The organism is Pseudoalteromonas sp. 10-33 (genome assembly GCF_001469195.1).
Lineage (GTDB): Bacteria > Pseudomonadota > Gammaproteobacteria > Enterobacterales > Alteromonadaceae > Pseudoalteromonas.
Genome location: NZ_LOFI01000023.1, coordinates 135,190 through 156,409, shown reverse-complemented (window position 1 = coordinate 156,409; position 21,220 = coordinate 135,190). Strand labels below are relative to the sequence as shown.

Sequence of the window (21,220 nt, the reverse complement as noted above, 5' to 3'; positions counted from 1 at the left end):
TTAGAGCTCTTTTTCTACTTCATCAAATAACGTTGTTATATCTGAATTAGGCTCATTGGTTGCTAAACTTACAACTACAATAGCAATACTCGCGAGTATAAAGCCCGGGACAATTTCGTACATTACGCTACTTAAACTTTCACCATTGATTGTGAACGGGCCGTAAATCCATAATAAAACGGTAACCGCACCCACAACCATACCCGAAAGCGCGCCAGCAAAGTTCATACGTTTCCAGTAAAGGCTAAACAATACAAGCGGCCCAAATGCAGCACCAAAGCCTGCCCACGCATTACTTACTAAATCTAAAATAGAGCTGTCTCTATCGTACGCTAGGTAAATAGCGAGTATTGCAACAATAGACACGCTAATGCGCCCTACCAGTACAAGCTCTGCGTCACTGGCTTCTTTACGTAAAAATGTTTTGTAAAAATCTTCAGTTAGTGAGCTTGAACTTACTAATAGCTGAGATGAAATTGTGCTCATAATTGCAGCTAATATTGCAGCAAGTAAAAAGCCAGCAATAAGTGGGTGGAACAGGAGCTCTGAAAGGATCAGGAATATAGTTTCAGGATCATCCACTACTATATTATTTTCGTACGTATAAGCCGCACCAAAAATACCTGTACCTACAGCGCCTATCGCAGCAACAATCATCCAAGACATACCAATACGACGCGCTGTTGGCATATCTTTAACACTGCGCACCGACATAAAACGCACAATAATATGTGGTTGCCCAAAGTAACCCAGGCCCCACGCCATTGCTGAAATAATACCTAGCGCAGACCCCGCACCTATCCAACTAAGCATGTCTGGGTTAACGCTGTTTAAGGTCGACTGCAATGGTTGATCTAATAATGAATAAGCAACAGCGGGCACTAAAATAAGTGCAATAAACATAATACAGCCTTGCACGAAGTCAGTTAAGCTAACCGCTAAAAAGCCACCAAAGAGTGTATACAAAACAACAACACCCGTTGTGATATACAGCCCCATTTCGTAGCTTAAACCAAATGAGCTTTCAAATAGTTTACCACCGGCAACAACGCCTGAAGAGGTATACAGTGTGAAGAACACAATAATTACAACTGCCGATACAACACGAAGTAAATTTGATTTATCGTTAAATCGGTTAGAAAAGTAATCAGGGATGGTAATAGAGTCATTCGCTTTTTCAGTGTAAACCCTTAAACGCGGTGCAACTAAAAAGTAGTTTAACCATGCACCGGCAATTAAACCAAATGCAATCCATGTGCTACTTAAGCCAGTAACAAACATGGCGCCAGGTAAACCCATTAAAATCCAGCCACTCATATCTGAAGCACCCGCTGAAAGTGCTGCAACACTTGGTGACAAATTTCTACCACCCAGCATATAACCAGAAACATCACTTGTTGACTGCTTATAGGCATATAAACCAATACCTAACATAACAACAAAATATAGTGACAATGAAATGATCATTCCTGTTTCCAAATTCGCCTCCATAAAACAATTAAAAGTAGCAGGCTTTTGATCCGAATATTGACTCTTAAAATTTTATAATAAAGTCACTATTAGGATAAAAGCATTCTTTCGGACTATATCATGCCTGTCATAAAAATCTCTATTTGTTGTATTTTCTTAGTTTAAAAATAATCATGTTGAAAACGATTGCTAAAAAAAGCGTTTTAGCATGTAAAAAATAGCTAAACGCATTTATTTAATAATGCTATTTCATTATTTAGCAAAATATACAGCATGCTATTTTGTATGTTTTCTAATATATTATTACAATAGCGACTGACTTGACTGACACGGATTTTTTTATGTATTTTTATGCTGCGCGCCAACCTATTTTAAATCGTGATAAAGAGCTTATTGGCTACGAGCTTTTGTTTCGTGATGGCGTGGATAATGTATTTCCCAATATAGATGGTGACGAAGCAACTACGCGCTTAATTGAAGGCAGTCAGTTTAACTTTGGTTTAGAAGACTTAACCGATAACAAGCCTGCTTATATTAACTTTACACTAGAAACCTTACTTAAGGGTTACCCTACCCTATTGGGTAAAGACACCATTGTTGTAGAAATACTTGAAACAATTCAACCCGGTAAACGCTTACTTGCTATTGTTAAAGACCTAAAAGACAAGGGCTATACCATCGCGCTCGATGATTATATTCACCAGCCGGTATGGCGCCACTTTTACCCGTTTATCGATATTATTAAAATCGACTTTTTAACGTGTGATTTAGCAACAATAAAAACCATTATAAAAGAGCTAAAGGCACAACCGCATATAAAGCTTTTAGCAGAAAAAGTAGAAACGTATGAAGCATACAGCTTAGCGTTAGAGCTTGGCTTTGATTACTTTCAAGGATTTTTCTTTTCTAAACCAGAAATGGTTCAAAGCAAAGCGCTACCGCCATCAGAAATGGCCCTTGCAGAATTACTCTACCAAACGTCAAGTGTAGAGATGGATCTTAAAAAAATCACCGATGTGTTTGAACGTGATGTAAACCTGTCTTACAAACTACTTAGATACTCAAACTCAGCAGCTTTTACACGACGAGCTGAAATAAGCACAATAAAACAAGCGCTTATTGTTTTAGGCGCTCAAGAAATTAAAAAACTGCTCTCTTTGTTATTTGCTGCACAAGTATCGGCTGATAAACCGGTAGAGTTAATTAGATTATCTCTCACGCGCGCTCGCTTTTGTGAACTATTAGCTATTTCACATGGGCAAATGAAAGATACAGGCATGGCGTTTTTAACAGGTATGATGTCGCTAATGGATGCCATTTTAGATGAAAGTATGCAAAGTGTGATGCAAAAGCTTCCTTTATCTAACGATATTAAGGCAGCATTGTTAGATAACGAGGGCTTATTGGCGCAGTACTTAAACCTTGTTAAGCACTACGAAAAAGCTGATTGGTCACAAGCAAACGACATTTCTAAGGCACTCAATATTGCCGACAAAGTACCTGATGCTTATCATGAAGCATTAAGCTGGGTTAACGAGCAAATGAGTTTGATGGTTAATGCCTAAATATAACGTAGGGCACTTAGTAAACCTTATTTCATAATAAAAACGCCAGCTTTTAGCTGGCGTTTTTACGTTTGATTCAACTTATAAACTTTCTAGAAAGTCTTCATCAAAGTCGGCTGGCTCTTCTTTAATTGGCGGATTGCCATCGTAAAGCTCAAATAATTGACGTTGAAAATAAATATCTTTCACAAATAAATAGGGGTCAAGTGAGTCATTTAAAAGCCCTTCTTGCGCCATTAAAGACGCGCGCGCTTCTACTGCTTTTAAAGCAAAAACTAACACCGTTTGTGGTGTAGTTAGGGCTATTTCTGGTAATACAAAGTTATCTACTACGTCACCGGTTAAGTTTCTAGCTGTAGTAGGCCCCATTGCAGGTAGCATTAAGTATGCACCATCACCAATGCCCCACACACCCATTGTTTGGCCAAAATCTTCATCTACTCGATTTAAACCAAGCGAGCTAGCAACATCAAAAATACCAAAAATGCCCACGGTAGAATTCACTAAAAAGCGCGCAAGGCTAACACTTGCGTTACCCGGTTTGCCCTGTAGGCCCGCGTTTACCATGTCGACAGGTGCCGTTAGGTTATCGGTAAAGTGAACAATGCTTTGACGCACAGGCACAGGAGTCACAGCAACATAACCCACTGCTGCTGGGCGAAGTATGTAAGCGTCTAAAACATCCATATTAAAGTCGTACAGCGGACGGTTAATACTTTGCAGTGGATCTCTTTCATCGACTTTACTTTCTGGTACTTGCGCACAACCGGCAAGTATCAAAAAGCTTAAAAAAGCTAAACTTTGTCTTAACATGTGTCGTCCTTAAGGTATTAATGTATCAATTTGGAGTTGGTATTCACTTACGCTTTCACGCTTTAGTGAAGAAGAATGCCCTTCTAATTCACCTGAACTTGGCATAACAGAGTCATCAAGCGAAATACGCGCCGATATAATAATATCTTCTGCGCTAGATAAGTTCATACCTTCAACCATGGCAGTGCTGTCGTTTAACTCAACTGTAACAGGGAATGAATATGAAGTGAGTTTTACAGCAGCAAGTGGCATTGGCGAACCGCTCGCGGCTTTTGCAAATACAAACAAAGTCCCTTCTTGCGGCAATTTACTAATAAGCTCACTGGCAACATTAACGGTAACAGCAATGCTATTGGCTTTAGTCACTGGCATTACCGAGCCTTCGCTTTGCATTTGCAGTTCTATATCTGCAATACGCTGAGATATTAAACCATAGCGAGAATCATTTTTTTCCATACTGGCTAGCAATACTTCAAATGCGGCTTTGGCTTGAGGCCAGTCCTTTCGCTCGTAAGCAATCAGCGCTAATAACGAAATAGCATCTAAATTAGTGGGCTCTGCATTTAATACTTTTGACAACATACCCGCAGCACGCGTCATATTCGCTTCGCTGCCTTCAAGTAGCAAAATTTGGCTGTAACTTATTAACACCTGTTTATTATCAGGGTTCATGCGCAGTGCTTTATCAAATGATTGCTGAGCCATATCAAACTCATTCAGTGACATCGCAACACGACCAAGTAACATCCACGCCATTTCGTCATCGCCTGAACGGCTTAACTTAGTGCGCAGTGCCAGTGCAAATGCTTGTAGCTCATTTTGAGTAAGCTGCTCGCCTTTTTGCATCACAGCGCGCTCACCGTATTCGGTCAGGTTATCCATGGCATCGTGCCATGCTGATATTTGTTGTTGGCTACCCGTTAAACTATAAAAAATACCGCTTAGTGCAATAACAAATGCACCCCCTGTCAGGGCAAAAATGCGGTTGTTACCTTTACTAATCAATGATTTTTCTGGTGAAAGCTCATTAAGTAAGCGGCGTTTTAGTTCAACTATCGACTCAGAATAGTTAGCATCATCTATACGTTGATTATCTAAATCGGTCTTTAAATCAACCAAACGCTGTTCATAAATACTTATAAGCTCTGCATTTGCGTTATGAGTAATTGTTTTAACACGCTCTTTTTGCAAAAAAGGCAGCATAACAAACGCCAGTGCAATCAGTGTGAGTAAAGCAAAACACGCCCACATTAAAATCATTTAACTTTGCTCCTGACGTTTATTTTGTTCAATTAACTTATTTAAAAGTACTTCATCCTGGTTGCTCCAGGTCTGCTTTACAGACGCTTTACGCTGACGAATTACAATAAAACCAAATCCAACAATAACAATGAGTACCGGCAATACCCAAAGCACCAGTGTTGCAGGTGTAACAGGCGGGTCGTAATGAACAAAATAACCATAGCGGTCAATCATGTAGTCAATTACTTCGTCTTTGCTGTTACCTTCTTTAACTAGCTCTACCACTCTTTCACGAAGGTCTTTGGCAACAATAGCGTCTGAATCTGCAATATTTTGGTTTTGACATTTAGGACAACGAAGTTCTTTTGTAAGCTCTTCAAAACGAACCGCTTGCTCGTCGGTATCAAACACGTAGCGATCGGCTTGTGCTAATGCGCTTGTAGTTAGTAAAAGGCTGAGTGAAAACAATAGCCACTTCATTATTTTAGCTCCTGCATCATAGGTGCAAATTTAGAACGCCATACTCGTGGATTAATATCACCGGTATGGTGTAGCAAAATGGTGCCGGTTTTATCGATTAAAAATGTTTCTGGCGCACCCGACACACCCAAATCTAACGACAGCGTGCGGTGTAAATCCAAAATATTAAACTGATAAGGGTTACCCGCACGCTCAAGCATGTCTTGTACTTCAGTACGTAGTGCTTGCATGTCAAACGGACCATCAAAGTCGGCGTCGTAGCCTTGCACATAATACAAGCCAATAATTTTAACGCCTTGCTCTCGCAACTTTGTTAAGTAACCCAGCTCTGCTAAACAGGTTGGGCACCACGTGCCCCACACATTCAATAAATAAACCTCGCCTTTTAACGCTTCGTTGGTCCATTGCTTGTTGTCTTGCATTAAATCAGGAAGGGTAAAAGCCGGCATTTCATGGCCAATTCGCCCGGTTTGTATTTCACGTGGGTTTGCAAACAGCCCTTGGTATAAAAATATACAAATAAAAGCAAAGGCTAAAAGAGGCGCTATGGCTAACAATTTACGGTTCATAACACACTCTCCGCTGCCGCTTTTCGAGCTGTTTTTGCAGATGTACGGTAACGTTTATCAAACAAAATCATAAACCCTGCAAGTGAAATTAATACACCACCAATCCATAACCAACGCACAAATGGCTTGTGGTATATGCGAAGCGACCAAGCCCCTTGGCTTAATTGCTCACCGAGTGCTAGGTATAAATCACGTGTAAAACCAGCATCAATGGCGGCTTCAGTCATAAACTGCATGCCAATGTCGTATTTACGTTTTTCAGCGTACAAACGAGTCACTACGTCATCGTTTTTTAGCACCGTAACAACACCAGCATGGCCACTGTAATTAGGCCCACGAATTGTTTTAACACCTTCAAAACGATAGTTATATTGGTTTAGCTGCACTGTATCGCCCTGCTTCATCGATACGTCGCGCTCAACCGAGTACGCAGAGGTTAGCGCAACACCCGCAATAACAAATGCCATACCAATGTGGCCCAACACCATGGCCCAATAACTAACACCTAAGCGTTTTAACCCTTCTTTTAATGTGCCATGCACTGCAGCTTTAGTGACTATGTCTATCAAGGTTGAAATGGCAACCCACACACCCAGTGTTGTTGCTAATAGTGTAAGCGGTGTGACTTCATCGTAAGCTGAAAATAACCATACACAAGTAATTGCCACACTGGCCAAAACACCTACCGCGATTTTATTTTGTAAAAACGCCCATTTGTTTTGCTTCCAACGTAAAAAAGGACCAATACCCATTAAAATAGCAAATGGCACCAGTAGTATTGCAAACATCTTATTAAAAAATGGTTCGCCTATAGAAATACTACCTAAGCCCATTTCTTTATGCACCATAGGCAGCAAAGTACCTAGTAATACAATTAAGGTTGCGACAACTAAAAAGATATTATTTAGCCATAATGCCACTTCGCGCGATACAAACTTGTATCGACCTTCGCTATGAACCTGCGATACCCGAAGTGCATAAAGCGCTAAACCACCGCCAACAACTATTCCTAAAAAGGCAAGTATAAACAAACCTCTGTCTGGATCTGTTGCAAACGCATGAACAGATACAATAATGCCTGAACGCACGATAAACGTGCCTAGCAAACTTAACGAAAATGCAGCAATTGCCAGTAAAACAGTCCACGACTTAAAAATACCGCGCTTTTCTGTCACGCTTAGCGAATGAAGCAAAGCGGTTGCAACAAGCCATGGCATTAGCGACGCGTTTTCTACTGGATCCCAAAACCACCAGCCACCCCAGCCAAGTTCTGCATAAGCCCACCAACTGCCAATTGTGATACCTAGGCTTAAAAAGCCCCACGCGGTCATTGTCCACGGGCGTGACCATTTAGCCCATGTATTGTCGAGTTTTCCAGTTAAAAGTGCTGCAATTGCAAACGAAAATGCAACCGATAAGCCAACATAGCCCATGTAAAGTAACGGCGGGTGAATAATCATACCGGGATCTTGTAAAAGAGGGTTTAAATCTCGTCCTTCTACCGGAAAGTAAGGAAGTAAACGTTCAAATGGGCTTGATAGAAGTAATGTATACATCATGAAGCCGACACCTAAGAAGCCAAGTACACCTAAAACACGGGCACGTAAAACCCAAGGTAATGACTTTGAGCGAGCAGCTACGACAGCAGTCCATCCAGCTTGCATCACTAACCAAAGCAAAATAGCCCCTTCATGGCCGCCCCAAGTCGATGTTATTTTGTAATACCATGGTAGCGTGCTACTTGAATGATAAGCCACATATGACACGGTAAAATCATCAGTTAAACTTGCGTATATAAGCGCAGCAAACGAAATTAATACAAACGCAAACTGACCAATAGCTAAAGAGGGGGCTGCACGCATTAAGCGAAGATTACCTGTATGTGCGCCCCAAAGTGGAAAAATACATAATAAAACGCTCAGCACCATGGCGAGCGTTAAAGAAAAGTAACCAATTTCTGGGATCATAGCTAATTACCACTATCTAGGTTGTATTTTGGTTTTTCGTGCTTAATGCCTTTAACCGCCTCAGCAACTTCTGCCGGCATGTATTCTTCATCATGCTTGGCAAGTACTTCAAACGCTTCAATGACATTAGGTTCAATTAAAACACCTTGCGCAACAATACCCTGCCCCTCGCGAAACAGATCAGGCAATATCCCCTGATATTTCACAGTCACTAATGGACCTGTATCAATTAATTTAAAGCTTACTTCTAAGCTTTGCTCGTTTCTTTCAACAGATCCTGGGACTACCATGCCGCCAATACGAAGCTTTTGACCAATAAAAGGTTTTTCTTTGTTTGGGCCTTTGCCATCAATCAACTCACTTGGGGTATAAAATAAGTTTATGTTTTCTTGTAAAGCATAAAGCACTAAACCTATGGCAGAACCCAAACCAAATAAAATAGCAACAATGACTAATAAGCGTTTTTTACGTCTGGGATTCATGATGCTTGCTCCTGCTTGGCTTGTTTTATACGCTCTTCACGCACAATTTGTTGCTCTACTGAAGCCATAATATGCTTAGTATCTCTTAAAGAGCTCACTAAAATACCCAGTAAAATAAGTGCGCATGTGCCAAATGAAAGCCATACATAAAATCCATAGCCTCCCATTGCAATAAAATCAGAAAAAGAGTCAAACTGCATAATTACCCCCTATTAAGCAACTGGCGCACCCATGGGCGATGCTTTTCACGTTGCAAAATTTCATTTTTAAGACGAATTAAAGTGACGGTGCCAACAAACGCTGCAAAGGCTAAAATATTTACCATTAGTGGCCAAAACATGCTTGGGTCAACTGCATTGGTATTGAATTTAGTGATGCTGGCTCCCTGATGGAGGGTGTTCCACCACTCAACCGAAAAGTGAATGATTGGTAAATTGATCACCCCTACAATCGCTAAGATAGATGCAGCACGGCCCGCTGATTTTTTATCTTCAAAAGCGTGGTATAACGAAATGACGCCCAAATATAAAAATAATAAAATAAGCTCCGATGTGAGTCGTGCATCCCACACCCACCAAGCGCCCCACATAGGTTTACCCCATGCAGCCCCGGTTATAAGTGCTATTGCAGTCATACATGCGCCAACAGGGGCTATCGCAATTACGGCAAGTTCTGCATTTCTGAGTTGCCATACAAGTGCAACAATAGCTGCAATGGCCATAGAGGAATATGCCCCCATTGATAAAATGGCAGAAGGAACGTGAATAAAAATGATACGGTAGCTGTCTTTTTGTTGGTAGTCGGCAGGTGCAAAACCAAGCCCCCACACCCAACCAACGAGCATACTAACAACCGTAACTACGGCAAAATAAGGCAGTAACGTATTGCATAACTGGTATGCACGCTCTGCTTTAGCATAGGGATGTAACCACTTCCACATTAACTTATACTCACTTTTAAAGCTGACGATATGGCGATTGGTGCGCTAATTATAGCTATGACTAACATAGCACCAAGGATGGCAAGTTGCCCGCTATAATCCAGCGACATAACACTGGTATCGATAGCCGACGTTGCAAAAATTAGAACAGGAATATATAAAGGCAGTACGAGTAAACTCATCAAAATACCCCCTTTTTGTAGCCCAACAGTAAGCCCAGCACCTATTGCACCAATAAAACTTAATAACGGTGTACCCAGTAATAACGTTAAAACAGTGGCCACCAGCGCATTACTGTCTAAGTTAAGTAACAACGCAAACAGTGGTGTCATGAGTACTAGGGGCAATCCCGTTACCACCCAATGGGCTGCTACTTTCGCAAGCACTGTGAGTGACAAAGGGTACGATGAGGCAATTAACTGCTCAAGAGATCCATCATTAAAATCATCTCTAAACAATTTATCTAAACCCAACATGGTAGAGAGTAAAGCGGCAACCCAAATAATACCGGGCGCCATTCTAGCAAGCAGACCGGGCTCAGGGCCTATTGCTAACGGAAACAATGAAATAACAATTAAAAAAAACAATATTGGGTTTACAATTTCAGCTCGCTGGCGAAAAGCAAGCTTCACATCTTTAATAAAAACCGCGCTAAATAGTAACCAATAAGAGTGTTGACGAGTCATCAGTGACGATACTCCAATGTGACTGTTTGTAAATCACTAAAATGAGCGGTTAAATCTTGGTGGGTAGTTAATAATATGGCGCCATTATTATTTAAGTGCTGAGTAAATCGCTGCTGCAAAAATGCAACACCGCTTTTATCGAGTGCGGTAAATGGTTCGTCTAATACCCATAACTTTGCGTCGCTTAGCCAAAGCCTAACTAATGCAACTCGTCGTTGCTGGCCTGCTGACAGCATTCTAACAGGCACGTCTTCAAGGCCCACCAAACCTAGCTTTGCCAAAATTGGATATAGGTCGGGCTCATTTGAATAGCCATTAATCCGCAACCAAAAACTTACATTTTCAACAGCGCTCAACTGTATGTTAACACCCGTTTTATGGCCTATAAAAAGTAAGTCGTGAGCAAACTCTTCATAGTATTTATTTATTGAGCGTTTTTGATACAAAACCTCACCTTCATCAGGCGCAGAAAAACCGGCGATGATACGCAATAGCGATGTTTTACCAGCCCCGTTAGGACCCGCTAATTGCATGATTTGACCGCTTTTAAGGCTAAAATTAAGGTCCGCAAACAAACAACGTTCTTGCTTGATGCAGGAGACGGACTTAATGTGTAACAAGATGACGATTCTCTCTGCCAAAAATTAGGCGTTAGTCTACCATAATGATAGGGTAATACGAATATTGCTTTAAAATCGATTCACTTAAAATAGAGAAAACTTGATTTAAAATAATGAATACGCCAACGCAAATAACATTATCTAATTCATTGGTTATCAATTCATCAACTAATAACCAAACCAATGAGTTACCACAATTACCAGGTGAAGTACTTGCGGCTAAAAACATTCAATTTTCTAAAGACTCCATTACCCTTGACGTACTCGTTAATAAGCATTGGCAAACTCTCAGGCTAGGTACAACCCATGCGCCTCAATCTTTAGACAAAATAGCCAGCGCTAATATTCAATTAAGTGCAGATGGTAAACAGCTTGCTATTTTACCCAATGTAACAACACTCACAATTAATAAACCCGCTCAATTACAACGCTTACTCAATTTTATTAGTACCGGTGCCGAGGTTGAAAGCAAACCACTTGCCGTTCAGGTTGCTTTAACGCCGGCACCAAAATTAATTATTGATAAGTTCAATGCCAGTATTGCCATTAATAAAGACGTGGCACAATTGCTCAGCACAGAGCAACCCTTAAAGCTAGTTATGAGCACCAGCAGTAAAGGGGCGCAAATTAATGTTATTAATCGCTTTGCTGATACCGTTCATACACAACCGCTAAGCCAAACGAAGCTGGTTAAAATGCTAACAAGCTTGTTACCTAATGCACAACTACACGCAACGCCAAAATTAGCCATTTTAACGCATCCTCAAAAATCAGGTTCTTTTACTACACAAGTATCGAACGCGCAGCTAGCTGAAATTCCTCGTTCGCCAGTAAAAGTAAGTCTAACAAATCAAGCAGACAAGCTAGTAATAAAAACACAAGCCGAAAACGCAAAAGTGATGCTAAGTAACTCTTTTTCCAAACCCTTTAATGAATTACTGACTGCGCAACACGCCAATTTATCAACCTCACTCACACACAATAATAGCAGCATTAAATTAAGCCCATTGGTGAGTACTCATAGCCCTATAAAATCGTGGCTTCAAACAAGTTTTAGTGATTTAAAAACACGAATTAATGATGCAGTTAGCTATTTTGAAAACAAATCGTTTGCAAACGAAAATAAAGCTCAACTCTCGCCATCACTCACTTTAAACAAGCAGTTAACAGCCACTCCCCCCTTAACAAATAAAATTAATGTAATTGAGCATGCAGGTTTACAAGTTGCTACTAATGCGCAAAAGCCCAGTGGTGATCGTGCTAATATTTTACCTAAGCATTTCTCTCAACTGCCGCCTATTGTGCAGTTAACGCAGTTAATAAAAGCAAATGTCGCTGTTTGGCAATCTCCTAACGCCAAAGTTGTGAGTAGTCATTTGCAAATACCTGATGCAAAAACAACAAATACATCAGAAAATAAGCAGCCACAAATCGAAAAAGCCACTCAGCAAAGTAAAACAGCGCTAGGTACACAATCAGTTGCACCGTTAAGCACTCAAATAAAAGCAGAACACGCAGCCAAAAATACAGAGCAAGTATTAAAAAGCTCAACAGCCCAAGTTCAAACTACCTTAAATAACGAACCGCAAAAACAAACTAGAGTTAAAGCGTTAAATTCTCTGCCTCTAACAAAAGTGGGGCTTAGTCATGTTCAACAAGCTAACACAGATAATAAACTGGCCACGCTGCCTATCCCCAAGCCTAATAGCCAAACAGCTCAGCAAACACACGTTTTATCTTTAACACCAACAAATAATAACCTTTTAAGTACAGTTTTTAATAACACTGCGACTATTGCTTCACAAAGCCAAATGCTTCAACCTATTGAAGCTAAAATATTAACACCGCTTTTAAAACTGCCACCATCGCATGACTCAACTCAAAAAATCTCTGAAGAAAAACCCCCATTGAGCAGTCAAATAGCCGATATTCAAGTTAAAGCCACTAAACAAACACCTGACCTTAATGCACTGGTTAATCAGGCTTTTAATCGGATGGTATCAAGCAGCAACGTCAGCCCGACTGCTGTGCAAAGAGAAATACTGGCGACATTGCAACCTCACAGCTTAACGCATGACACCCTGCAAAGTAGCTTCACCAAAGGGCTTGAGCAGCTAGCCGTCAGTATTTTGGCCGCCCCTATTATTAACCAATCTGTAACCCCTATTACTTTTGAGTCAAAAACAGGCATTGATGCATTGCTACAGGTGCTTATGCCTACGTTTAAAACTGGCAAAGCAAGTTCAAAAATACTCGATCAACTGCAGCAATCACAAGTTCAAGCGCTTGCTGGAGAGCTTGTTCAGGTTAAAAATGCGCTCACACAAGTTAATGTATCAACACCTAACCAGCAACCTGAGAGTAACCCGCTGGCACAATTTTTATTGCCGATGAAATTACCGCCAGAAGCAGCCCAAACAGAAATAACGCTTGGGCAATATAAAAAGCCATCGGCCGATAAACTAGAGCCGAAAAATGTATGGTTTGTTAGATTAAATTTTGATTATGCCGAGCTTGGACAACTGCAAATTACAGCCGAGCTAATGGACAAATCACTTGACTGTCAGTTACTCGCTTCAAGCCAAGAGGTGAGTGCTATTGCGCACCCTCACCTAGATAACTTGCGCTCAAAACTTGCTAAACACGGCTTACAAGTTGCCGAGCTAAACCTAAAACGAGGCGAAGCAACCCATGCTGCTTTTTATAAATCTCATGCAATTATTAATATTAAGGTGTAGTTATGAGTCCTCCCCCTAAAAGCAAATCAGCAATTGGCCTTTTATACGAAACCGGGAGCGCCCCCACGGTAAGTGCTAAAGGCTTTGGCGAATTAGCTGAAGAAATCATTGCAGCCGCCAAACAAAAAGGGATCATGATCCACGAAGACCCTGACTTAGCAAAAACCTTATCGCACCTCGAATTAGGTGAAGAAATTCCAAAAGAGCTTTATTTTGTGATTGCAGAACTGATTGCGTTTTCGTATGTATTACGTGGGCAATTTCCACCAGGATGGCAGGACTTTCAGGGTAAGTTGAATATAAAAGCTTAACATTAAAAAAGGCGCTAAGCGCCTTTAACGTTTACTTTGGTAAATTAGTCATTTTTTTCTGCTCAAGCATTTCTTTCCAATGCATTACTTCGCTTGGCAAAATAGGCGTTTTACCTTTAAAGCCAGCCACTTCAAGCATTTCTTCAATACTTATAACGCCTTTTTTGCTTTTAAACACACCACGCACGTAGGCTATAGCATGCAAACCTCGGTCAGAGTGGAATTTTTGCTCTATGTAAAAATACTTATGATCCCACCCTACTAACTTAGTACTAATGGTGTATTTTTGCATCGGTTTTATATCACGAATATAAGTGATTGCTGTCGCATTAACGATAGGAAACCACCGGCGTTTCATTATTTGCTTAAGTAAACCAACCCGCTCGGTCATCCACGTTCGCGACAAGTCCATCATTGCCAAATAACGCGAATTAGTTAAATGCAGATTAATATCACAGTCAGTAGGGAGCGCTTTGTAGTCAATATCTACGGTATCGAGTAAATCTTGATAGTGTTTATTACGCTTAATCTTAAAAAATAATAATAGGAGTCGAATATATAAGTTCACAACAAAGGTCTTACCAGTAAAATTTAATTGAGTGTATCACAAGCACTTGCGAAGACGAATGTTCTCCCTTACTCTTAATTCACTCATATATATAAAAATAAAACGCTTATGAAATCTCTACTACATATAATTACGTTTATTGGATTACTCCTACCAAGCTATTCAGCGCTAGCTGATTTTTCACTGCCAGGAAAAGGGACCATTACCTACTCCACTGGAATACAAAAAAACTTTGAATTTGGTTTTGCATGGCAGCAAAAAGCTGAACAATTTAAAATTGGCGCTAAAAGCTACGCTATGCAAAGCATCCCAAGTTCATACTCAGTGGCTATTACACTATCAAAAGATGAAAGCCAGGTATGGGTGCAAGAGTTTAACAATGGTTTTATTGAAGGGTTTAATTGGCAAATTGGCGAGCATACTGTGTGGCTGAAAAAGCAAAAGTTTAGTGACCGAGTAAAAGGCGATTACGTTATAGAGTTAAATAACCGTAGTTACTTTTTTACCCGTAACAATGCCAGTATTGTTATAAACTTTAATGAAGACGGTATTGAAACTATTGCTATTGATGGTGTTACAAAAAATATGGGCACTAAAAACTAGCCCCATATTTCTGTTTTAGAAAAATCTAAACCTTAACGGTTTTTCTATTAATACCGTAGTCGCGTAGCTTATTTGCCACTGCGGTATGACTAAGCCCTAAACGTTTAGCGAGCTGCCTTGAACTTGGGTAGGCAGGATAAAGCTTACGTAATAATGTGGCTTCAAAACGTTTTACTGCTTGATCAAGCGACCCCTCAAAGTCTGACTCCAAATACCCTAATTCATGGGTAAACGTAGGCAGTTGTAAATGCTCTAAACGTAACTCGCTGTCATCTAGCAAGGACACTGCACGGTAAATCGCATTTTCAAGTTGGCGTACATTACCCGGCCATGGGTATTCTTGTAAAAAGCTTAAGCACTCTTGTGATAATAACGGAATGGCGTGGCCATTTTGTTGTGCGTATTTTTGAATAAAGTGCTCTGCGAGTGGCCCTACATCAGCTTTACGATCTCTTAATGGCGCAATTTCGAGTGTTAATACATTAATTCGGTAGTATAAATCTTCTCTAAAAACACCTTCTTGTACCATTGCGGGTAAATCTTTTTGAGTAGCAGCAACAATACGAACATTTACCTTTACTTCGTTCTCATCGCCTACTTTTCTGAAAGTCCCGTCTTGTAAAAAGCGTAAAAGTTTAGTTTGCAATTGGGTCGACATTTCACCCACTTCATCTAAAAATACAGTACCGCCATCGGCTTGCTCTAGTACACCGCGTTTAGGAGCTGCATTTTCTTCGTAGCCTGCATAACCAAATAATTCAGACTCTGCTACATCGTCAGGTAACGACGCGCACGAAAGCGCAATAAACGGCTTAACTGATCGGTTAGATGCATAATGACACGCTCGCGCAAGTAACTCTTTACCTGTGCCCGTTTCACCAGTAATGAGTATTGGGGCTTCTAGTTGCGCCATTTTTCGAGCTTCACGAACAACACGGCGCATTGCAGTACTAAAGTTATGAATGGTTGCAAAGCTCTCTTGTCCGTAGCGTCTGAATGCACTAACTTGCTGCCCTAAACGACTTTGCGACTTAATATTAATAACGGCACCAGCTAACACATCGCCTTCACTGCCTTGCGGCACGGCAATAGGCAAAATATCAGCAATAAAGTCTTCTCCAGCGACTTCAACTCGGGTGGTTTGCCCCAACACTTCTTTGCCTTCCAACCAACGCGTAAAGTTAAAGCCTTTGAGTAAGTTATTAATATTGGCACCAATTACTTCTTTTTCGCTTAACTGCAAATCTTTACACGCAGCATCATTACATAAACGCACCCAGCCCTTAGCGTCAATAGAAATAACCCCATCAGGTAATGCACGTAATAAGGTATTTAATTCGTTATGCTCTCGTTCAGAAGGAAGAAATGCGGTAGTGCGTACATCATGCACACCATCAATAAGGCGAATCGAAGGCATGATTTTTTGAAACTGCTCAAACTCAATTTCGGGAAAGCTCACATACATACGGCAATTAACAGAATCAACCTCAATACCTTTTAAATCAACACTGTAGTTAACTAAAATATTAAGGATTTCTTGGGCTATACCGATTCTATCAGCACAGTGAATATCTAGACGCATACATCCTCAAAGCAGGAAAAACTAAATTAGCCGAATAATACGCTAAGTCGCTTTGAGAAGGTAGCTTATTGTAAACATTTTTGGACAAACTTGCGTTTTACTTAAGGCATAGGAATAACAGCCTAAATACGCTATGCAGCAGTGCTAGCCTACTGCATAGCTAAATTTTTTTTAACCTTGAGGATAGGCAGACCATTCTTCGCCATCAAGTTGTATGTAAGGGCGTTTATTAACGTACATCATAATTGTACCCGCATTTTCGGCTACTTTTGATGCTTTAGGTAGGTTTTCTACTAAATTTGCAATGCTGTTGTTGCCACCAAAAACATTTGTTTCGAGTGTTTTAGCAACAATTTCAGACAGGGCAAAGTAGCTAGTCGATTCGTTAATCATAATTTGCGAATAACTTTGAACATCCGGACCAATAAATTTAATAGCCGCCGGCACTGATACAATGCTAGGGCTGGGTATTTCACGAAGGCCAGCAAATTGAACCTTGTCACCCTTTAATGCTGCGCCATGCTCAGGCACTATCATTAGCATGACGTTACGACCACGCTTTTCAAGGTTTTTAATAAAGCGGTTAATATCAGATAGTAAATTAGCGTGCCTGATTGGGTAACTTTCAAGGCTATTCATACGTTTTTGATTAGCTAACTGGTTACCGTCGTGCAAACTTGTTGTGTTGTAGTACATTGCACATGGCTTACAATCGTCAGCCTCATTTTCAAGCCAGTTGTTCAATACAGCCCCGTCAGAGTATATAGGGCTATTATCAAACCCATATTGAGCCACCGGCATTGAGCTGATATTAAGTGGTTTATTATTCAAACCACCAAATTGATCAATTAAACCTTTAAAGTTATCAAAATGCCCATCGTGGTTCATTACCACGCTACTTTGATACCCTAGCTTTTCTAAATTTTTAAATAAATAGCACTGCTCTGGTGCATCGTTAAATAAAGCGGTTTGACTGGTTTGCCCACAACTTGCTCGAAGCAACCTAATTGCGGCAGGCCCACTGTACGATGTGGCCGAATTAAAGTCTGAAAACACCACATCGAAGTCACTAAACATATCTTCAACACTGACACCAATGGCATTTAAATCATCAATTGCCATAGAGCAAATATTTAACACAATGACATCAAATAACTCACCATTTACCTGCGAAGGAAAGTGACTCACTAGGTGGCTTTGTTGCTGGTAAAAATCAGTGAGTTTTTGATCAGGTGTTTGAGTGGCGCGAGTAATGACCTGTGTTTGTTGCTCAGGTTGATTATATAGGGTGGTATTCGCTGAGCTGTTACCAGCAACAGTTGACGATTGTTCGCTGTCTCCCTGCCAGCCAATAATGAGTAACCCCACAATGGTGATCGTTGTAAAGCGTAACCACTGCGATGTGTACCAAAAGCAGACTGTGATAACAAATAATGCTAATAACATATCAACACTAATTACGCGTGCTAAAAGCTCAATAAAATAGCCAAAGCTAAAATCTTGAACATTACCTGCTTGTTTAGTTAGTCTATTTAAAGGCGGTAACCACGAGTCTTGATACAATATAATAATTGCCAAAAAGCCGCCTAATACGTGCTTTGCTTTTTCGATTATTGCCTTTTTGAACTTGATTGCTAAAAGAGCAGCAAGTGCAGCATTGGTCAATAAATTAAAATCAATTGCACCGTAGTAAAATAGGGCAAATTTAGCCAGAAAATAAAGGTTCCAAGCTCCTAAACCTGATAATTTCACTGCTCATCCTTTTTTTTGTTATTGGGTGTGTAAGGTTCAAGTACTTCATGTTTAAAAGTAAGCTTGTAATAATATTTTTTTACTCTGGCTAGTATGTAGGTTGCTGACATGCATAACATAATACCGACGAGCATAGCCAAAATAGCGGTAATAAAAAGCTGATCAATACTCATGGGTTAGACCTTTAATCTCATCACAAATGATACCGCATCGGGGCGCGCATCATTTGTAAACTCGGGCGTTTCTAATGCCTCTGTAATATGTTTTGACACACTGGGTTCAAATTTATAGCTGTCATTTTCGGTTAACTGCTTAGAATAATCAACAACGGGCTTACCGGCATAAAATCGTCTGAGTTGCTTACACTCTTGCTGTATATGAAAGTGGTCTGAAATAACATTTTGCTGCACAAAAAAATCATTGGTTTGTAATTTAAACAAATGTTTAATTGCATTATTTACATCGTTTTCTCTACACGCATGCAAGTACAAATATACTGTGTTATCCGCAAGGCTAAAAACATCTCCTTCACGCTTAATATGGAACAAGTGTAAAGGATGAATCGGATCTATTCGTGGCAGTAACTCAAGCTTAACTAACACACCGCTTACCCCTAAGTTAACCGCAGAGTCGCTATGAACTTCAACCTGGCGTGTAAACTCATCAAAAGGGAGATAGCCTTTAGAGAAGGTGTTTTCAGTAAACTTTAAAACATGTTCAACAGATGGAGGTAATGGCCTCGAAAATTGAAAGCCTTGAATAGACTGGATTTGAGATAATAACCGCGAAGGCTCAGAAAAACTATACAAAATAAGATTTACGCCTAACGTTAAAAATAAGCATTCATCTTGGTGACGTATTACGCCATCTACATTTTGTATAACTAATTTTAACCAACGACCACAGTTTTTTCTGAGCTCAAAGCACTGTTTACCTAATTGCGCTAAATCAGTATAGCGAGTAACAGCAAAAACAAGTGTTGCGGCCTTTAATTTTGGGCCTTTATCGAACAACTCATTATTGTCTTTAGCGGTATAATAGTGTGTGGGTAATTTTGTGCCTATAGGCACCGCACTTTGCACTAACCATACGTGATCTTCATCAGGAAAATGACTGCCGTTTGGCATTTTTTGCTCGTTAATATTAGTCTCTGAAACAGCAAACTGATTGTTTTCAATTGCAAGCTGGAATTGTTTTTCAGCAAAAACGCCCGTGCTATGCAACCAGTAATCATAATCTAAAACACGTGTGGCAGAGTCATTATCAACAAAAATTAAGCCATCAAAAATAGTATTTAAGCGCCTCATTAAAAATCGGTAATGTGTTACTTCTGGACCCGATATCAAAAACAACAAGGTCACCCCTGCTTTTTTAGCAAACTCACTGTAATCACTCAGAATTACACCTATATTTGCTTCGCTCGTAGCACTGAGTAATTCAGTACTCAAGTGAATAAACACAAGGGCATTTTTTGAATTTTTATAGGCGCTAATTTCTTTTATTATACCTTTATTTGTGCGCTCTATTGAGTAGTGTTGGGTTTCAGATGAAAATGAAAACGGGTGAACCTTATTGCGTTTATAAGCGTTGTTAAGTGCAGCCGAATAGGGCGATTCAAAAAATGATTCAACTTCTTGAGAAACAATATAGATATCATTTGAGAGACTTTGGTTAACTGCATGTAAAGCAAGTTCAACAACAAAATTGTCTAAAGGCGCCAAAACAGCATAACTTGAAGCCGATTTTAACTCCTTTGCAGCTGGCTCTAATCCCGGTATGTTAAAGTTATGCACTTAAAAAGTCCTTAAAAAAATACTTTTTTACTAGTTTTGGCCGCTATTCTATATATAATAGCCAAATATTGTCCACTTTTAATAAAATAAAAAATTACGCTTACAAAGGTTGTGATGAACAATTTAGCTACAAAAAGCTCACAAATACTCACATCAAGTGACATAGAAAACCTAGCTCGCCGTTTTGGTGGGAAAAGCGATGACTACATTGAAATTATGAATACACAAAAAAATCAAAAAACAATAAACAAATACGCGCTATTAAAAGAAATTGATGACGCAATAAAAACAACCAATAATAAATAATATAAAGGTAGCGTTCCATTGCAACGGATTTTTGTAAAAGGTATTAAAGGAGGAATTGGCAGCACATCGGTCGTTGCCAATCTTGCGTGCGTCTTAAAAAAATCGGATGTAGATGTTATTGCCATAGACTTAGATGCTAAAAGCGACCTTGGGTTGCATTTTGGTTTAAAGTGGACGAGCACTAAAGGCTGGAGTAACGAAAGTAATTTCGAAGATGCACTACTTCACTTTCGTAAAGACAGCGACGGCGTACTTTTTTTACCCTTTGGTGATAATGAGGTAACGCTAGAAGACATAGTTTCAACCGTTAATAATTGTAAAAAACTGGATTATAAAGCATCAAGCTGGTTACTATTTGACTGCCCTGATCATATTAATATTTCTCACTACCCGTTAGAAGAAAAAGACATTGTGATTGAGCTTGTTACCTGCGATGCTATTTGCCATAGCCTTATATATAAACGCCTACAAACGTTAAAAACAGCCGAATCAACTTGGAAACATTTTTTTGTAGTAAACCGCTACAACTCAGCCTCTGTATTAGAATTTGATCTATTTTCTCTTTGGCAATCTACATTGCCATTTATGGCACCGTTTTTTATCAACAGCGATGAAGTTATTAAAGAAGCCACAGCAAACCGAAATGTTGCACTTAATTGTGCACCATACAGTGTTGCTAATGATGACTTTGAAACACTTGCCGGGTGGCTTGTAAGTAGAGCGGCGTTGTAAC

At 39.9% G+C, this 21,220-nt stretch carries 22 protein-coding genes; 6 read left to right on the top strand and 16 right to left on the bottom strand.

The window, feature by feature from the left end; translation table 11 throughout:
• Nucleotides 1-1,479 (bottom strand): sodium/proline symporter PutP, encoded by a 1,479-nt coding sequence (putP, locus tag ATS76_RS11565; protein ID WP_058552264.1) that lies wholly within the window; start codon nucleotides 1,477-1,479, stop codon nucleotides 1-3.
• 332 nt (nucleotides 1,480-1,811) lie between these two features.
• On the opposite strand from putP, the gene ATS76_RS11560 reads away from it, so the two are divergent.
• Nucleotides 1,812-3,035, top strand: a complete 1,224-nt coding sequence (locus tag ATS76_RS11560; RefSeq protein ID WP_058552263.1) for an EAL and HDOD domain-containing protein — start codon at nucleotides 1,812-1,814, stop codon at nucleotides 3,033-3,035.
• Between the two features lie 81 nt (nucleotides 3,036-3,116).
• Here the strand turns inward: ATS76_RS11560 and ATS76_RS11555 are convergent, their stop codons facing one another.
• From ATS76_RS11555 to ccmA, 10 genes are read right to left on the bottom strand one after another with little or no spacing between them, the layout of a single operon-like run.
• The gene (locus ATS76_RS11555; protein ID WP_008127611.1) at nucleotides 3,117-3,848 is read right to left on the bottom strand and encodes an MlaA family lipoprotein; all 732 of its coding nucleotides are present in this window, start codon (nucleotides 3,846-3,848) and stop codon (nucleotides 3,117-3,119) included.
• A 9-nt stretch (nucleotides 3,849-3,857) separates the two neighbouring features.
• Nucleotides 3,858-5,108, bottom strand: a complete 1,251-nt coding sequence (gene ccmI, locus ATS76_RS11550) for a c-type cytochrome biogenesis protein CcmI (protein ID WP_058552262.1) — start codon at nucleotides 5,106-5,108, stop codon at nucleotides 3,858-3,860.
• Complete coding sequence (locus ATS76_RS11545; protein WP_058552261.1) at nucleotides 5,109-5,570, bottom strand: cytochrome c-type biogenesis protein; 462 nt, start codon at nucleotides 5,568-5,570, stop codon at nucleotides 5,109-5,111.
• Nucleotides 5,570-6,139, bottom strand: a complete 570-nt coding sequence (locus ATS76_RS11540) for a DsbE family thiol:disulfide interchange protein (RefSeq protein ID WP_058552260.1) — start codon at nucleotides 6,137-6,139, stop codon at nucleotides 5,570-5,572. Before ATS76_RS11540 ends, ATS76_RS11545 begins: the two co-directional genes overlap by 1 nt.
• Nucleotides 6,136-8,106, bottom strand: a complete 1,971-nt coding sequence (locus ATS76_RS11535) for a heme lyase CcmF/NrfE family subunit (protein ID WP_058405081.1) — start codon at nucleotides 8,104-8,106, stop codon at nucleotides 6,136-6,138. The genes ATS76_RS11540 and ATS76_RS11535 overlap by 4 nt, the downstream gene beginning before the upstream one ends.
• 2 nt (nucleotides 8,107-8,108) lie before the next feature.
• Nucleotides 8,109-8,588: a cytochrome c maturation protein CcmE gene (ccmE, locus tag ATS76_RS11530; RefSeq protein ID WP_006791393.1), complete on the bottom strand. Its 480-nt coding sequence runs from the start codon at nucleotides 8,586-8,588 to the stop codon at nucleotides 8,109-8,111.
• The gene (gene ccmD / locus ATS76_RS11525) at nucleotides 8,585-8,788 is read right to left on the bottom strand and encodes a heme exporter protein CcmD (protein ID WP_006791394.1); all 204 of its coding nucleotides are present in this window, start codon (nucleotides 8,786-8,788) and stop codon (nucleotides 8,585-8,587) included. The genes ccmE and ccmD overlap by 4 nt, the downstream gene beginning before the upstream one ends.
• 2 nt (nucleotides 8,789-8,790) lie before the next feature.
• The gene (locus ATS76_RS11520) at nucleotides 8,791-9,528 is read right to left on the bottom strand and encodes a heme ABC transporter permease (protein ID WP_008127600.1); all 738 of its coding nucleotides are present in this window, start codon (nucleotides 9,526-9,528) and stop codon (nucleotides 8,791-8,793) included.
• A complete protein-coding gene (gene ccmB, locus ATS76_RS11515) occupies nucleotides 9,528-10,214 on the bottom strand; it encodes a heme exporter protein CcmB (protein WP_058405077.1) in 687 nt (228 codons plus the stop codon). The genes ATS76_RS11520 and ccmB overlap by 1 nt, the downstream gene beginning before the upstream one ends.
• Nucleotides 10,214-10,834, bottom strand: coding sequence for a cytochrome c biogenesis heme-transporting ATPase CcmA (gene ccmA, locus ATS76_RS11510; RefSeq protein ID WP_152995644.1), 621 nt, complete (start codon nucleotides 10,832-10,834; stop codon nucleotides 10,214-10,216). The genes ccmB and ccmA overlap by 1 nt, the downstream gene beginning before the upstream one ends.
• Nucleotides 10,835-10,947: 113 nt before the next feature.
• Between ccmA and fliK the strand changes: the two genes are divergently transcribed.
• Both fliK and ATS76_RS11500 read left to right on the top strand, forming a co-directional pair.
• Nucleotides 10,948-13,572 carry a flagellar hook-length control protein FliK gene (gene fliK, locus ATS76_RS11505; RefSeq protein WP_058552258.1) on the top strand — a complete coding sequence of 875 codons (2,625 nt, stop codon included), beginning with the start codon at nucleotides 10,948-10,950 and terminating at the stop codon, nucleotides 13,570-13,572.
• Nucleotides 13,573-13,574: 2 nt separating this feature from the next.
• The gene (locus ATS76_RS11500) at nucleotides 13,575-13,883 is read left to right on the top strand and encodes an EscU/YscU/HrcU family type III secretion system export apparatus switch protein (protein WP_058552257.1); all 309 of its coding nucleotides are present in this window, start codon (nucleotides 13,575-13,577) and stop codon (nucleotides 13,881-13,883) included.
• A 31-nt stretch (nucleotides 13,884-13,914) separates the two neighbouring features.
• On the opposite strand, the gene ATS76_RS11495 is transcribed toward ATS76_RS11500, so the two are convergent.
• Complete coding sequence (locus ATS76_RS11495; RefSeq protein ID WP_058552256.1) at nucleotides 13,915-14,451, bottom strand: thioesterase family protein; 537 nt, start codon at nucleotides 14,449-14,451, stop codon at nucleotides 13,915-13,917.
• Nucleotides 14,452-14,559: 108 nt separating this feature from the next.
• Between ATS76_RS11495 and ATS76_RS11490 the strand changes: the two genes are divergently transcribed.
• A complete protein-coding gene (locus tag ATS76_RS11490) occupies nucleotides 14,560-15,054 on the top strand; it encodes a hypothetical protein (RefSeq protein WP_058552255.1) in 495 nt (164 codons plus the stop codon).
• Nucleotides 15,055-15,079: 25 nt separating this feature from the next.
• On the opposite strand, the gene tyrR is transcribed toward ATS76_RS11490, so the two are convergent.
• The 4 genes from tyrR to bcsE all read right to left on the bottom strand — a co-directional run bounded on the left by tyrR (nucleotide 15,080) and on the right by bcsE (nucleotide 20,181).
• Entirely contained in the window at nucleotides 15,080-16,636 is a 1,557-nt protein-coding gene (gene tyrR, locus ATS76_RS11485) for a transcriptional regulator TyrR (RefSeq protein WP_006791402.1), read from the bottom strand.
• Between the two features lie 171 nt (nucleotides 16,637-16,807).
• The gene (gene bcsG / locus ATS76_RS11480) at nucleotides 16,808-18,388 is read right to left on the bottom strand and encodes a cellulose biosynthesis protein BcsG (RefSeq protein ID WP_058552254.1); all 1,581 of its coding nucleotides are present in this window, start codon (nucleotides 18,386-18,388) and stop codon (nucleotides 16,808-16,810) included.
• Nucleotides 18,385-18,561: a hypothetical protein gene (locus ATS76_RS19310; RefSeq protein ID WP_201020874.1), complete on the bottom strand. Its 177-nt coding sequence runs from the start codon at nucleotides 18,559-18,561 to the stop codon at nucleotides 18,385-18,387. The genes bcsG and ATS76_RS19310 overlap by 4 nt, the downstream gene beginning before the upstream one ends.
• A gap of 3 nt (nucleotides 18,562-18,564) precedes the next feature.
• Nucleotides 18,565-20,181, bottom strand: a complete 1,617-nt coding sequence (gene bcsE / locus ATS76_RS11475; RefSeq protein WP_058552253.1) for a cellulose biosynthesis protein BcsE — start codon at nucleotides 20,179-20,181, stop codon at nucleotides 18,565-18,567.
• A gap of 114 nt (nucleotides 20,182-20,295) precedes the next feature.
• Here bcsE and bcsR point away from each other — a divergent pair, with 114 nt between their 5' ends.
• Both bcsR and bcsQ read left to right on the top strand, forming a co-directional pair.
• Complete coding sequence (bcsR, locus tag ATS76_RS11470; protein ID WP_058405069.1) at nucleotides 20,296-20,487, top strand: BcsR/BcsP family cellulose biosynthesis protein; 192 nt, start codon at nucleotides 20,296-20,298, stop codon at nucleotides 20,485-20,487.
• Nucleotides 20,488-20,505: 18 nt separating this feature from the next.
• On the top strand, nucleotides 20,506-21,219 hold the full coding sequence (gene bcsQ, locus ATS76_RS11465) for a cellulose biosynthesis protein BcsQ (protein ID WP_058552252.1): 714 nt from the start codon (nucleotides 20,506-20,508) through the stop codon (nucleotides 21,217-21,219).
• Nucleotide 21,220 lies beyond the last annotated feature (1 nt).